General features: G+C 73.2%; 12 protein-coding genes. 7 read left to right on the forward strand and 5 right to left on the reverse strand.

All coding sequences use genetic code 11. The annotated features are described in order from the left end of the window. Positions 1 to 19: 19 nt before the first annotated feature. Positions 20 to 1,117, reverse strand: coding sequence for a glycosyltransferase (locus ACIA6C_RS03740; protein WP_399272672.1), 1,098 nt, complete (start codon positions 1,115 to 1,117; stop codon positions 20 to 22). Positions 1,118 to 2,033: 916 nt separating this feature from the next. Between ACIA6C_RS03740 and ACIA6C_RS03745 the strand changes: the two genes are divergently transcribed. Further along, complete coding sequence (locus tag ACIA6C_RS03745; RefSeq protein ID WP_399272674.1) at positions 2,034 to 2,504, forward strand: hypothetical protein; 471 nt, start codon at positions 2,034 to 2,036, stop codon at positions 2,502 to 2,504. Between the two features lie 123 nt (positions 2,505 to 2,627). Here ACIA6C_RS03745 and ACIA6C_RS03750 read toward each other — a convergent pair whose 3' ends face one another. Then, on the reverse strand, positions 2,628 to 3,119 hold the full coding sequence (locus tag ACIA6C_RS03750; RefSeq protein WP_399274457.1) for a phospholipase: 492 nt from the start codon (positions 3,117 to 3,119) through the stop codon (positions 2,628 to 2,630). A gap of 416 nt (positions 3,120 to 3,535) precedes the next feature. Here ACIA6C_RS03750 and ACIA6C_RS03755 point away from each other — a divergent pair, with 416 nt between their 5' ends. The 6 genes from ACIA6C_RS03755 (at position 3,536) to ACIA6C_RS03780 (ending at position 9,392) form a co-directional block, all read left to right on the forward strand. Then, positions 3,536 to 4,063, forward strand: coding sequence for a hypothetical protein (locus tag ACIA6C_RS03755; RefSeq protein ID WP_361136807.1), 528 nt, complete (start codon positions 3,536 to 3,538; stop codon positions 4,061 to 4,063). 40 nt (positions 4,064 to 4,103) lie between these two features. Further along, positions 4,104 to 4,805 carry a 4'-phosphopantetheinyl transferase family protein gene (locus ACIA6C_RS03760; RefSeq protein WP_399272676.1) on the forward strand — a complete coding sequence of 234 codons (702 nt, stop codon included), beginning with the start codon at positions 4,104 to 4,106 and terminating at the stop codon, positions 4,803 to 4,805. A gap of 144 nt (positions 4,806 to 4,949) precedes the next feature. Further along, positions 4,950 to 5,369, forward strand: a complete 420-nt coding sequence (locus tag ACIA6C_RS03765) for a GNAT family N-acetyltransferase (protein ID WP_399272678.1) — start codon at positions 4,950 to 4,952, stop codon at positions 5,367 to 5,369. 76 nt (positions 5,370 to 5,445) lie between these two features. After that, entirely contained in the window at positions 5,446 to 6,753 is a 1,308-nt protein-coding gene (locus tag ACIA6C_RS03770) for a S8 family peptidase (RefSeq protein ID WP_399272680.1), read from the forward strand. Positions 6,754 to 6,923: 170 nt separating this feature from the next. Then, positions 6,924 to 8,216, forward strand: a complete 1,293-nt coding sequence (locus ACIA6C_RS03775; protein ID WP_399272682.1) for a hypothetical protein — start codon at positions 6,924 to 6,926, stop codon at positions 8,214 to 8,216. Between the two features lie 156 nt (positions 8,217 to 8,372). Further along, entirely contained in the window at positions 8,373 to 9,392 is a 1,020-nt protein-coding gene (locus ACIA6C_RS03780; protein WP_399272684.1) for a WxL protein peptidoglycan domain-containing protein, read from the forward strand. A 95-nt stretch (positions 9,393 to 9,487) separates the two neighbouring features. Here ACIA6C_RS03780 and ACIA6C_RS03785 read toward each other — a convergent pair whose 3' ends face one another. The 3 genes from ACIA6C_RS03785 to iolB are packed head-to-tail and all read right to left on the reverse strand — an operon-like array spanning position 9,488 to position 13,687. Next, positions 9,488 to 10,987 (reverse strand): CoA-acylating methylmalonate-semialdehyde dehydrogenase, encoded by a 1,500-nt coding sequence (locus ACIA6C_RS03785; protein WP_399272686.1) that lies wholly within the window; start codon positions 10,985 to 10,987, stop codon positions 9,488 to 9,490. 13 nt (positions 10,988 to 11,000) lie between these two features. Further along, on the reverse strand, positions 11,001 to 12,878 hold the full coding sequence (gene iolD, locus ACIA6C_RS03790) for a 3D-(3,5/4)-trihydroxycyclohexane-1,2-dione acylhydrolase (decyclizing) (protein WP_399272688.1): 1,878 nt from the start codon (positions 12,876 to 12,878) through the stop codon (positions 11,001 to 11,003). Next, entirely contained in the window at positions 12,875 to 13,687 is an 813-nt protein-coding gene (gene iolB, locus ACIA6C_RS03795) for a 5-deoxy-glucuronate isomerase (RefSeq protein WP_399274459.1), read from the reverse strand. The genes iolD and iolB overlap by 4 nt, the downstream gene beginning before the upstream one ends. Positions 13,688 to 13,703 lie beyond the last annotated feature (16 nt).

Here is a 13,703-nt window from a genome sequence, read left to right on the forward strand (position 1 = left end):
ACCGGTCGGGCGCCGGGGATCACGGCGTCGCCGGGGCCGGCTCCGGGAGGGGGGCGAGTTTGCGGACGGCGAATTCGCGGTTGGCGAGGGTCTGCTCGCGATGGGCCCCGGGGAGGTCGGGCAGCTCCAGCAGGCGGTCGCAGGCTTCGAGCGAGGCGGCATAGTCGCCCACCCAGTACGCCGTGATCGAGTACTCGAACAGCAGCCCCCAGCGGTACACCCACGGCTGGATGAAGAGCAGGTCGTCCGGGCGCGGCTTGTCGAGCGCGATCCGGACGAAGGCGTGCGCCGCGTGGTACCGGCCCATCCGGCGCAGCCGGCTGACCAGTTCGTAGCAGGCTTCGAGGCGCTGGGGGCGTGCCTCCCAGGCGCGCGAGAGGGCGTCCATGGCGGACGGCCAGTCGTCGGATTCGGCGCGCAGGATCCCGGACTGGAGGAGCGCGAAGTACACCTCTTCGGCCCAGCCGCCCATGCGTGCGCGCCGCTCGTACAGGGCGATCGCCTCGTCCGTGCGGCGCATGTCGCGCAGGGTCTGCGCCAGGTAGAAGACGGTTCGCGCGTTGCTGGGGTCGCGCTGCATCTCGGCGCTCAGCAGCCGCTCGTCGCGCTCGAACTTGTCGTGCTTGGAGCCGCCGTCGCCGTAGTCCTCGATGACGAGGGCGTCCAGGTTCTCCTGTGAGTGGCCCTGGTCGGCGGTCAGGTACTCGTGGGTGACGCCCTCGTAGCGCCAGGGGAGGTCGCCGCGGACCAGGCGCTTGATGCGGTACTCGGTCGGGCCCTCGTGGCGGAGCATGTAGGAGTCGGCCGTCAGCGGGGGGAGCGGGCCTTCGCGCCGGATGACCAGGTCGGCGTCGAGCAGGAGCAGGTAGTCCGCGCGGCCGCGGGCGTGGGCGATGTTCAGGCTCCGGTTGTGGCCGAAATCGCGGAAGGGCTCCTCGTGGAGTTCGCCGGGGATGCCGTGGAGCGCCGTGCGGATGAGCTGCTGGGTTCCGTCGGTCGAGCCGGTGTCGGAGATGACCCAGGTGTCGACCATGTCGCGGACGGAGGCGAGGCACCGTTCGATGACCTTCGACTCGTTCTTGACGATCATGCAGAGGCAGATGGACGGCTTCTTCACGGCATCACCATTTCGTGCGGTTCGGGCCGGGCGACCTGGCGACTTGCGACCTTAGGCACCGCTTCAAGACGACTGTGGGCGGCACGCCGAGGCGCACGGGCGGGTCAGCCAGGGACCTGCGGCCGTTGGAGGTGGGCTTGTAGGCCAATCCGTTAATCGGCCGACAAAAGCCTCAAGTCACTGCATCAGGACTCCGAAGACGGCAGGGGGAGCGTGAACCCGCCTCCCCCACACCACCTGATCCGGCTCGACAAGGAGCACACGAATGAGTCCTGGGCCCACGAACCGGTCCTGTCTTGGACCGCTTCCCCAACGCGGCACCTGGCTGAAAGGCGGCGTCGTCGCGTCGCTCGCCCTGCTGCTGACGGGAATCGCGAGTCCCGCGATCGCCATGGCGCCGCACGCCACGACCGCAGCCGCCATCCGGCTGCCGGGTGCGATGGCCGCCGACGACGACCACTGCCAGGGGCGGCCGCCGCACCACCACGAGGACGGCCCGCCGCAGGAGCAGAAGCAGCAGGCGCGGCTCGGCCAGCCGGGCTCCGAGAAGATGGTGCCCGGGCAGACGGCGGCCGGGCAGACGGCCAAGCAGATGGCTCACGACGATAGGTGTGAAGGCCCGACCGGGCCGACGGGGCCGACCGGCCCCGAGGGTCCCCCCGGACCGACGGGTGACACGGGACCGACGGGTGACACGGGTCCGACGGGCGAGACCGGCCCGACGGGACCCACGGGTGACACGGGGCCGGCAGGAACGACGGGTGACACGGGTCCGACAGGGGCCACGGGTGCCCCCGGCCCGGCGGGACCGGCGGGACCCGCGGGAGCGGCCGGACCGGCCGGCCCGCAGGGAGTGGCAGGGCCTGGTGGACCGGCGGGACCCGCGGGAGCGGCCGGACCGGCCGGCCCCCAGGGAGTGGCCGGGCCGGCCGGTCCGACGGGCGCCACCGGCCCGTGTTCCGACATCGACGCCTACGCGCCTTCGACGACCGAGGACTTCCAGGCGGTGCTCACGGGCGGCAAGACGTACGTCGGCAAGGCGACCTCCCTGGGCGGGACGATCGTCTGGCAGGACCTCACCAACACCACGGCCACCGCGGGCGACCCGGCGAACCCGAACTACCCGGCCGGTGTCTGCGGCATCGCCATCGAGGCGCGGGGCAACGACGCCTACGTCAAGGCGGTGACGGTGAACGGGACCGTGTGGCAGACGCACGGCGACATCCAGGGCAACACGTTCGTCTGGGACGAGGCCTGGGTCCAGCAGACGACCCCGACGCCGGTGGCGCTGCGGAACAAGAAGTTCGCGACGGCCGTGAAGCCCGCCGCCGGCCCCAAGGGCGCCGCGAGCCCCAAGGCCGCGCCGAAGGGCATGAAGCGCCCCTGACCCTCCGGGCCATGGCGCAACAGAAGTCGCAACAGAAGTACAGAGGCAGATCAGTAGTGCGGTGATGTGTGCTGTGTCCGCCGGTCCGCGGGGGACACAGCACACTGGCGCGTCCGGGACGGCTCAAGGGGCGGGGTTGACGGGGTCCCGGGCGACGGCCGTGCCCGGGCCGACGCCGAAGGTCTTGACGGCCTGGTAGTAGGTCCAGGCGGTGCTGAGGCAGGAGGCCTTGCGCGCCCCCGCGTAGTGGCCGCACACACGCTTCATGTCGGCGTGGAAGGCGTCGTCCAGCCGCGGCTTGTTCTCGCGGAAGCGGCCTGCCGCACCGTAGTTGCGGTAGCCGAAGTCGTGGCGGGCGCAGGCCATCCGGAACGGGAAGCCGAACGGGTCGTCGGGGGAGGTGGTGCAGTAGTCCGTCGTCCAGTCGAAGTCGTACGCGGCCCAGTCGCGCCGGTGCGCGCGCCCGTCGGCCCAGGCGTCGTAGCTCGCGGCGCCGGTCTGGGTCCAGTCGCTCAGGACCTGCGGCTTGTCGGCGGGGGGCGCGAAGGCGAGGAGACCGGCGGCCGCGGACACGAGGAGGGGGGTGAAGAGGCGCAAGGCGGTCCTTCGGGGGATGGCGGTCGGGGGCGGTACGGGCCGGCTACGGCTACGGCTACGGCTACGGCTACGGCTACGGCTACGGCTGTTCTAACGCGGCACTCACCCGCGGGTATGGGGTCGGCATCAGGGGGCGTGGCCGGCCGTGTACGCCTCAGGTATGACTGCGGGTCACTCGGTGGGGCGGGAGGTCGTCCGGCGCCGGGGAAGTCGGGGTGCTGTCGGCTTCGGGCTGTGACCGGGACCGTTCGTTCGGCGCGGGTATCGCGCAGGCACCGGGGAGGGCGAGGAGGTGAGCGCCTCGCGTAGGGGTGGGCGGCGCCCGGGAGACGGACACCGCTCTCAGGTATGAGCCCTGTCAGACTTCCGGCAGATTTCCGGTTCGTTCTGCGGAGGGACGCGCGATGGGGTCCCCCGGGCGAACACTTGCCGATATGAACCGCCGTCCGCTCGTCCTCGTCGCCGCCACAGCGGGAGTCCTGACCACCGCCGCCCTCGCCCTGCCCCACCTGCCGCCCAACCCGGTCTCCGAATCCTTGGGCGAGAGCCTGTTCAAGGAGAAGGGGAAGCACTTCGCGACCACCGCCGACGCGCCCACGCGTGGTGACCGGGCGTTCGCCCTGCCGAGCTGGGTACCGAAGGACGCCACCGACATACGGGTACGGGTGCGCACCGACGGCGAAGCCCGGCTGATCCGGTTCACGCTCGGCGCGACCCCGCTGGACGGCCCGCAGTGCACGGCGGGGACGCCCCACAAGGTCCGGGGTCCGCAGCTGAACGCCCGGTGGTGGCCGGGCGACACCCGGGGCGATGCGCGGCCCGAGTGCCGGGACCACTACCAGTACCAGGTCGCGGTACGCGGCAAGCGGGTCTACGCCTGGACCGACGGCACGCCGTCCCCGGGCGGCCTCATACCGCAGGGGACGACGCCCCCGGCGGTGCGGGCGTCCGCCCAGCGGTAGACCCTGATGGTCTGGCGGCGGCCTCGTCTACCCTCGTCAGGTGACGGTGTACGTGAACCAACTCGGCGGTGACCTACCGCGCGTCGGCCCGCCGCCCGAGGGCGGGGCCGTGATCGTGTGGGCCTTGGACACGGGCCGCGGTGTGGTGGCCGGGCACGCGGTGGAAGAGGCAGCGGCGGTACTCGACGCGGCGGAGCGGGAACGCGCCGGGCGGCTGGTGCGGCACACCGACCGGCACGCCTACCTGGCATCCCACCTGGGGCTGAGGGTGCTGCTCGGCGGTTACCTGGGGCAGGCTCCGGCGGACGTCTCGCTGATCCGCGAGGAGTGCCCCTGCTGCGGCGGTCCGCACGGGCGCCCGGCGGTGGCGGGCGGCGGGCTGCACTTCTCGCTGTCACACACGGCGGGGGTGGCCTACCTTGCGTTCGCCGCGATACCCGTCGGCGTGGACGTGGAGGGCACTCCGGGCCCGGCGGTCGTGACGGACGTGCTGAGCACGCTGCACCCGACGGAGACGGCGGAACTCACCTCGCTTGCCGAGGCGGACCGCCCGGTGGCGCTGGGCCGGCTGTGGGCCCGCAAGGAGGCCGTCCTCAAGGCCACGGGCGCAGGCCTCGCCCTCGGCGTGGCCGAACCGTACGTCGGCTCGGGCCCCACCCCGGCCCAGGTGACGGGCTGGAGCCTGCGCGACCTGACGGCCCCACCCGGCTACGCCGCCGCCGTCGCCCTGGCCAACCCTTAGCCCGCCTCCCGCGCGGTGCACCGCAAGGCGGAGAGACTCCCGCCCGGGCACAGGTACCGCCCCGGCCTGGGTACCGCCCGGGCCTGTGCAGGGCCGTCTCGGAAGGGACGCCGACGGGCGTGGCCGGCGCCTATCATCGCCCGCATGGATATCCGGCGGGCGCGGGTGGTTGACGAGTTGGTTGCCGCTGAGGGGCTGTTCGACGGGCCCGTGCGGGAGGAGTGGGCCGTGCGGTTCCTGGGGGCGCCCGGGCATCTGATGCTGATCGCGTACGTCGACGGCGTTCCGGCCGGCATGGTCTCCGGCGTCGAGATGACCCACCCCGACAAGGGCACCGAGATGTGCCTGTACGAGCTCTCGGTGGACGAGGGCTACCGGCGCCGCGGTATCGGCCGGAAGCTCGCCCTGGCCCTCGCCGACGAGGCCCGGGCGCGCGGCTGTTACGGCATGTGGGTGGGGGTCGACACCGACAACGAAGCCGCCTTGGCCACGTACGCCTCCGCCGGCGCGCGCGGCGAGGGCGTCTTCGCCATGCGCGGATGGCCCCTCTCCGACGCCCCGTAACCCCCGCGGCGGCGTGTCGGGGGCCACTCGGCGCACCCCCCGCGCGGCCGCCCCCCACCCGGCCGAACATCGCGGCATGACCGCATTCACCGCGCTGTTCCCGGCCGCCGCCCTGCTGACGACCGCCGCCCTGTCCACCGCTCCGGCCCCCGAGGCCCCCACCGCCCCCTACGTCGTGGTCCTCAAGGACGGCGCCACGCGCGCGCCGGCCGCCGCGGCCCGCGCCATGGCCGCGGCGGCGGCCGAGTCCGGCGACCAGGTCGTGGCCGTCTACGACACCGCCCTGAGCGGCTTCGCCGTCCGCACCACCCCCGCCCGCGCTTCCGAGCTCGCCGCCGACCCGCTGGTGGCGTACGTCGAGCCGGACACGGAGTTCCGGATCAGCGACACCCAGCAGTCCGCCCCCTGGGCCCTGGACCGGATCGACCAGCGCGACCTCCCGCTCGACGGTTCGTACACGTACGCCACGAAGGGCGAGGGCGTCACGGTGTACGTCGTCGACACCGGGATCAACACGCTCCACCAGGAGTTCGGCGGCCGCGCCCGAGCCGGCGTCAACGCGGTGTGGCTGGAGGGCGCCGACGACTGCAACGGCCACGGGACCCACGTGGCGGGAACGATCGGCGGGGCCACGTACGGGGTGGCGAAGGGGGTCTCACTCGTCTCCGTGAAGGTGGCGAACTGCCGGGGCAGCGGGCGGCTGTCGTCCCTCGTGAACGGCATCGACTGGATGGTGAAGGACGCCCTCAAGGCCGCGAAGGTGGCGAAGACGGCGAAGCCCGCGAAGACGGCGGCGGGCAACGGCACCGCCACCGCCCCCTCCCCGACCGCCCCCTCAGCCACCACCGCACCGCTCACCCCGACCACCCCCTCAGCCACCACCCCGCCGCTCACCCCGACCGCCGCAGCGCCCGCCGTCGCCAACATGAGCATGGGCGGCACCCGCAGCCGCGCCCTCGACGCCGCCGTCACCCGGGCCGTCGCCGCCGGGATCACCTTCACCGTGGCCGCCGGCAACTCCGGCAGGGACGCCTGCACCGGCTCCCCCGCCCGCGTCCCGGACGCCGTCACCGTCGCCGCCACCGACACCGCCGACCACCGCGCCGCCTTCTCCGCGTACGGCGCCTGCGTCGACCTCTCCGCACCCGGCGTCGGCATCACCTCGGCCTGGAAGGGCTCCACCACAGCCCTCGCCAGGGCCACGGGCACCTCCATGGCCGCCCCGCACGCGGCCGGCGTCACCGCGCTGATCCTGGCGGACGGGGTCCCCAGGACGCCCGCCGAGGTCACCAGGACCCTGCTGCGCAGCGCCGTCCCCGACCGGATCACCGGCCTCCCCGCCGGAACCCCGAACCTCCTCCTGCACACCCCCACCGCCGAATAGGACCCGTACTCACCGGCCCTGATGGGACATCAATGTCTGTGCGCTTCCCCGGAAGCCAAGTCATTGACTTCTCATCACCGCGACGCGTCAATGTCGGCCTCCGCACCGGCTCGTCCTCCCCCACACAGCGGGTGGGGGGAGGGTTCGTCTGACGAAGGAGTCGCGACCCAGTGAGTACAACGTTCCGACGAAGAGTGCTGGCCGGGGCGGGCGCGTTGTCCCTGGCCCTGACGGGCGGTGTCGTCGCCATGACGGGGACGGCCCAGGCCGCGACCAAGACGACCCCGGTGCCGGTGAAGTGCGTCGCCCCCGCTCCCCAGCCGGGCGCCAACGGCACCCAGGACTACACGATCACGGTGCCGGACACGGCGAAGGCCGGTCAGAGCGTGCCCATCACCATCGACCCGGGCGAGACCCCGGTCATCCCGATGTTCACCATCGACACGGTCAACACCATCAAGGCGAAGCTGCTCGTCGGCGGGGTCGCCCAGACGGTCACCAGCCCCGCCGTCCCCAGCCACCAAGAGGCCAACAAGAAGTCCGACCCGCCCGCGTTCAGCGGGACCATCACCATCCCGGAGGGCAGCGAGGGCACGACGCTGCAGATCACCATCGACCAGGTGGTCACGGACGCCGACCTCGGCGGCACCGTCTACACCACCACCTGCACCCCGGACCCGCGCCCCAGCGCCTCCGTGGGCTCCATCGCGGTCGAGGCGCTGCCCAAGGACCCGGTGACGACCAAGGTCACGCCCAACAGCGGCAAGGCGGGCACCGCCGTCTCGGTGACGGGCGCCAACTTCCCGGCCGGCCCCGTCACCTGCTCCGCGCTCCTCGCGGGTGCGGCCACCGGTGACACCGGCAGCGGCACGGCGGACGCGTCCGGCGCCGCCACCTGCGGCCTGACGGTGACGAAGAAGGCCGACGCGATCAGGATCGACGGCTCGGTCACCCCGTACAAGTCGTTCGTGTTCGTCGAGGACCAGGCGGGCGTCAAGAACCCCGTCGACGTCGAGGTGCTGCCCGGGCCGCTGGCGCTGGGCCCGAAGGACGGTCAGCCGGCCGTCAGTTTCGGCGCGGTCACCATCAACGGCAAGGCGCAGACGGTGTTCGGCGCGTTCAACGCCGCCACCGTGCAGGACTTCCGTGGCGGTTCGCTCGGCTGGGACGTCACGGCGACCCGTACGCCGTTCCTGAACCCGTCCACGGGCCACTCCATGGCCACGGCGCAGATCGGCATCCAGCCGTCCTGCACCGTGACCAACCCGGACAGCCCGAGCACCTGCACCGCGGGTGCGCCGGGGGCCATCACGGACACCCCGATGAAGATCGCCTCGCAGGCGGCCGGCGGTGACGAGCTGACGGGCGGCGAGTTCGCGGTGGGCGGTGCGGCGATGCTCCAGCTGCCGCCGTTCATGTTCGCCGACACCTACCAGTCGGTCGTGACCTTCTCGATCGCCTGATCCGTCGCCGTGGGGGTGGTGCGGCCGCGCGCCGCGCCACCCTTCCGGTCCGCCGAGACGCCCGGCCCGCCCGGGAGCCCCGGCCCGTCCGGAGCTTCCGGCCCGAGAGCTTCCCGTCCGAGTACGCGGCGCCCCGCCCAAGGCTGGAGACCCGACATGCGCCCCCGCACCCCCTCCCCCCGCGCCCTGCTCCTCGCCCTGCTGCTGCCCTTCGCCTCGCTCCTGCTCGGCGCGCCCGCCGCGATCGCCGCCGACAACGGCACCTGGGGGGTCTTCCCGACGCCGCCGCCGGGGGCGGCGACGACGGAGCGGGCGTACTTCTTCCACCAGGGCGCCGCCGGGTCCACCGTCAGCGACAGCGTGACCATCCTGAACTCCTCCGACCAGGAGCTGACCTTCCAGGTCTTCGCCGCCGACGCCGTGAACACGCCGGTCGGCGGCGCCTTCGCGCTGCTGCCGGTCGAGACGAGGCCCAAGGACGTCGGCGCCTGGATCGCCCTGCCGCCCCAGACGGCCCACACCGTCACCGTCCCGCCCAAGGGCCGCAAGGACGTCCCCTTCACGGTGAAGGTCCCCGAGGACGCCGCCCCCGGTGACCACGTCGGCGGGATCGTGGCGCTGAACACCGCGGTGGAGGGGGTCCGGCAGGACGGCAAGGTCCAGGTCGGCGTGAAGCGTTCGGTCGGCGCCCGCCTGTACTTTCGGGTGGCGGGGCCGGTTGCCGCGGGCCTGTCCGTGGAGGACGTGCGGGTCATCCGGGACGCGCCGCTGCTGCCCTGGCTGCGGAGTGCCTCCGCGAAGGTCTCGTACAGCCTGGTCAACCGGGGCAACGTGGTGGTCGAGCCGCGGGTGTCGGTGTCCGCCGAGGGGCTGTTCGGGCGGACGGTGCTGGACCGGCCGGCCCGCGACCTCAAGCTGGCGCTGCTTCCGGGCCGGCGGATCGAGCTGACCGAGGTGTGGCCGGACGCACCGCAGTCGGACCGGGTGCACGTCCGGGTCGAGGCGGCCGCGACCGCCTACCCCGACCTGCGCGCCCGGGCCGGTACGGACTTCACCGCCGTTCCCTGGCCCGCGGTCGGCGCCCTCCTGTTCCTCGCGGCGGCCGCCCTCGCCCTGCGCGCCGTGCGCCTGCGCCGGGCCGGCCCGCGGCCGGAACGGGGCTCGCCCCCCGCGTGAGGGTTGCGGAGGGCGAGCGGTCGGACGAAGGGGGCACCGCCAGGCCGTGAGTGGATGCGGCCGCCGGCGGTTTCGGCCGCCAGCAAATGCGGCCGTCAGTGGTTGCGCGGGAAGCCGAGGTCGATGCCCACCGGCGCCTCCGACGGGTCCGGCCAGCGGGTGGTGACGACCTTGCCGCGGGTGTAGAAGTGGATGCCGTCGTTGCCGTAGATGTGGTGGTCGCCGAAGAGGGAGTCCTTCCAGCCGCCGAAGGAGTGGTAGCCCACCGGCACCGGGATCGGCACGTTGACGCCGACCATGCCGGCCTGGATCTCCAGCTGGAAGCGGCGGGCGGCGCCGCCGTCGCGGGTGAAGATCGCGGTGCCGTTGCCGAACGGCGAGGCGTTGATGAGCGCCACGCCCTCCTCGTAGGTCTCGGCGCGCAGCACGCACAGCACCGGCCCGAAGATCTCGTCGCGGTAGGCGTCGGAGTCGGTCTTGACGTTGTCCAGCAGGGACAGGCCGATCCAGTGGCCCTTCTCGAAGCCGTCGACCGTGAACCCCGTACCGTCCAGGACGACGTCGGCGCCCTGGTCGGCGGCGCCCTTCACGTACGAGGCCACCTTGTCGCGGTGCGCGGCGGTGATCAGCGGGCCCATCTCGGAGGTCGGGTCGTTGCCGGGGCCGATCTTGATCTTCTCGGCGCGCTCGCGGATCTTCTCCACCAGCTCGTCGGCGATGGAACCGACCGCGACGACCGCGGAGATCGCCATGCAGCGCTCGCCGGCCGAGCCGTAGGCGGCGGAGACGGCCGCGTCGGCGGCCGCGTCCAGGTCGGCGTCCGGCAGCACCAGCATGTGGTTCTTGGCGCCGCCCAGGGCCTGGACGCGCTTGCCGTTGGCGGAGGCGGTGGTGTGGATGTGGCGGGCGATCGGCGTGGAGCCGACGAAGGAGACGGCCGCGATGCCCGGGTGGGCGAGCAGCGCGTCGACGGCCACCTTGTCGCCGTGGACGACGTTCAGGACGCCCGCCGGGAGACCGGCCTCGGTCGCCAGCTCGGCCAGCTTGTTGGCGGCCGACGGGTCCTTCTCGCTGGGCTTGAGGATGAAGGTGTTGCCGCAGGCGACGGCCAGCGGGAACATCCACATCGGCACCATCGCCGGGAAGTTGAACGGGGTGATGCCCGCGACCACGCCCAGCGGCTGGCGGATGGAGGAGACGTCGACGCGGTTGGAGACCGAGGTCGACAGCTCGCCCTTGAGCTGCGTGGTGATCCCGCAGGCCAGCTCGACGATCTCCAGGCCGCGCGCGACCTCGCCCAGCGCGTCCGAGTGCACCTTGCCGTGCTCGGCGGTGATCAGCTCGGCGATCGCGTCGCGGTTGGCGTCCAGCAGGGCGCGGTAGGCGAACAACACCTTGGTGCGGGCGGCGAGCGAGGACTGGCCCCAGCTCTGGAAGGCCTCGGTGGCGACCTGTACGGCCGCGTCGACCTCCTCGGCGGAGGCGAGCGAGACCTGCGTGGTGACCTCGCCGGTGGCGGGGTCGGTGACCGGGCCGTAGTTGCCCGACGCGCCCTCGACGGTCTTGCCACCGATCCAGTGGTTGACGGTCTTCATGTGCCTTGCTCCTTCACAGATGGCGACGTCGCTGCGCGGCTTGCCGGTCGTACTCTTCGCGGGCTGAGGCCGCCGCCGCACGGGTCGCGGTCTCGGCCACGGGAACATCCCACCACGCCTGTGCCGGGGGCGGGCCCGACACTGTGTCGGGTGTTCGGGTCTGCGTGTAGACACATGTGGGGCGGTCCGACGCCCGTGCCTCCACCAGGGCTTTTCGCAGGTCACGGACGGTCTCGGCGCGGATGACGGCCATCCCGAGGGAGGCCGCGTTCGCCGCGAGGTCCACCGGGAGCGGTGCGCCGGTGTAGGCCCCGCCGGCCGCCCGGAAGCGGTACGCCGTCCCGAAGCCCTCGCCGCCCACCGTTCCCGACAGGCCTCCGATCGAGGCGTAGCCGTGGTTGTCGAGGATGACGACCTTGAGCGGGACGCCCTCCTGTACGGCGGTGACGATCTCGGTGGGGTTCATCAGGTACGTGCCGTCGCCGACCAGCGCCCACACGGGCCGTCCGGGCGCGGCCAGCGCGGTCCCGATGGCGGCGGGGATCTCGTAGCCCATGCAGGAGTAGCCGTACTCGACGTGGTACTGGTCGGCGGACCGGGGCCGCCACAGCTTGTGCAGGTCCCCGGGGAGCGAGCCGGCCGCGTTGATCAGGATGTCGGAGGCGTCGACGACGGCGTCGAGCAGGCCGAGCACCTGCGCCTGCGTCGGGGCGGCGTCCTCGTCGGGACTCGCGTAGGCCTGCTCGACCAGTCGTTCCCAGCCGCGCTTGCCCTCTTTGTACGTCGCCTCGTACGAGGGGTCCACGCGGTACCCGGCGACGGCGACCCGGAGTTCTTCCAGGCCCACCCGCGCATCGCAGACCACCGGCCGGGCGGCGAGCTTGTGGGCGTCGTACGGGTCGAGGTTCAGCCCCAGGAAGCGGACGGCCGGGTTCTGGAACAGGGTCGCGGAGGCGGTGGTGAAGTCGGTCAGCCGGGTACCCGCCGCGATCACGAGGTCGGCGTCGCGGGCGAGGGCGTCGGCGGTGGCCGTGCCGGTGTGCCCGATGCCGCCCACCTCGGCGGGGTGGTCGAACGGCAGGGCGCCCTTCCCGGCCTGGGTGGCCGCGACCGGGATCCCGGTGGCCGCGACGAACTCCGCGAGGGCGGCCTGGGCGGCGCTGTGCCGGATGCCGCCCCCGGCGATGAGCAGGGGGCGCGCGGAGCCCCGTACCGCTTCGGCGGCGGCGGCCAGTTCGTCCCGGTCCGGGCGGGGCCGGCGCACCCGCCACACCCGCTCGGCGAAGAACTCCTCGGGCCACGCGTAGGCCTCGGCCTGCACGTCCTGCGGGAGCGCCAGGGTCACGGCGCCGGTCTGGACGGGGTCGGTGAGCACCCGCACCGCCTGGAGCGCGGCGGGGATCAGCGCCTCCGGGCGGGTGACCCGGTCGAAGAAGCGGGACACGGGCCGCAGGGTGTCGTTGACGGAGACGTCGCCGGCGTGGGGCACCTCCAGCTGCTGGAGCACCGGATCGGCGGGCCGGGTGGCGAAGGCGTCCCCCGGCAGCAGCAGCACCGGCAGCCGGTTGACGGTCGCCAGGGCGGCCCCGGTGACGAGGTTGGTCGCGCCGGGCCCGATGGAGGTCGTCACGGCGTGCGTGGACAGCCGCCCCGACTGCCGGGCGTACCCGACGGCGGCGTGCACCATGGCCTGTTCGTTGCGCCCCTGGAGGAAGGGCATCTCCTGCGGGCCGCTCTCCAGCAGTGCCTGCCCGATCCCGGCGACGTTGCCGTGCCCGAAGATCCCCCAGGTCGCGGCGAGCAGCCGCCGGCGGGTGCCGTCGCGCTCGGTGTACTGGCGGGCGAGGAAGCGTACGAGGGCCTGCGCCACGGTGAGCCTGATCGTGGTCATGGGCGGGGCTCCTGCGCTCGGTAGAAGGGCAGCCGGGGGTCGATGTCCGCGCCGGCCCAGGTGGACCGGATCCAGCCGTGGTCGGGGTGGTCGCGGATCAGCCACTCCCGCGGGCCTTCGGGGCCGGCCATGACGTTGAGGTAGTACATGTCGTGCCCGGGGGTGGCGATGGAGGGCCCGTGCCAGCCGTCCGGGATGAGCACGGCGTCCCCGGTCCTCACCTCGGTGAGGATGTCGGTCTTCCCGGCCGGGGAGGGGGTGACACGCTGGTAGCCGCAGCCGGGCGTGCCCTCGTGCGGCGCGATCTCGAAGTAGTAGATCTCCTCCAGCCTGGACTCCTCGCCGGGGCGGTGCTCGTCGTGCTTGTGGGGCGGGTACGAGGACCAGTTGCCGCCGGGGGTCAGCACCTCGACCGCGATGAGCCGGTCGCATGCGAAGGCGTCGGCGGCGGCGAAGTTGTTGACCTGGCGGGAGCACTGCCCGGCGCCGCGCAGCTCGACCGGCACCCGGCCCGCCGGCCCGTACCGGGCGGGAAGCACCCGCTCGCACCGCGCCCCGACGAGCGCGAAGCGGCCCCCGCCCGGGGAGGTGATCGAGGCACGGCCGTCGCGCGGGAGGTAGGCGAAATCGGTCACCGAAGCGAACACGTCCTCCCGGCCGCGGAGTTCGATCACCTGTGGATCGGGGGCACGGCAGGTGACGGCGCAGGCGCCCGCCAGCGGCAGGACGATCCACTCGTGGTCGCCGCAGGAGTGCTCGTGGCTCTCGCCGGGCGCGAGGTCCAGCACCCGCAGGGCCGTGGAGGCCATCGTGTGGGAGGCGCTC

Source organism: Streptomyces sp. NPDC051578, from assembly GCF_044454045.1.
Lineage (GTDB): Bacteria > Actinomycetota > Actinomycetes > Streptomycetales > Streptomycetaceae > Streptomyces.

What these genes read in the sequence shown, in the direction of transcription:
- ACIA6C_RS03755 (WP_361136807.1), top strand. Translation starts at nt 3,536, where the DNA reads ATGAACCGCCGTCCGCTCGTCCTCGTCGCCGCCACAGCGGGAGTCCTG.
- ACIA6C_RS03765 (WP_399272678.1), top strand. Translation starts at nt 4,950, where the DNA reads ATGGATATCCGGCGGGCGCGGGTGGTTGACGAGTTGGTTGCCGCTGAG.
- ACIA6C_RS03770 (WP_399272680.1), top strand. Translation starts at nt 5,446, where the DNA reads ATGACCGCATTCACCGCGCTGTTCCCGGCCGCCGCCCTGCTGACGACC.
- ACIA6C_RS03780 (WP_399272684.1), top strand. Translation starts at nt 8,373, where the DNA reads ATGCGCCCCCGCACCCCCTCCCCCCGCGCCCTGCTCCTCGCCCTGCTG.
- ACIA6C_RS03785 (WP_399272686.1), bottom strand. Translation starts at nt 10,987, where the DNA reads ATGAAGACCGTCAACCACTGGATCGGTGGCAAGACCGTCGAGGGCGCG.
- iolD (WP_399272688.1), bottom strand. Translation starts at nt 12,878, where the DNA reads ATGACCACGATCAGGCTCACCGTGGCGCAGGCCCTCGTACGCTTCCTC.
- iolB (WP_399274459.1), bottom strand. Translation starts at nt 13,687, where the DNA reads ATGGCCTCCACGGCCCTGCGGGTGCTGGACCTCGCGCCCGGCGAGAGC.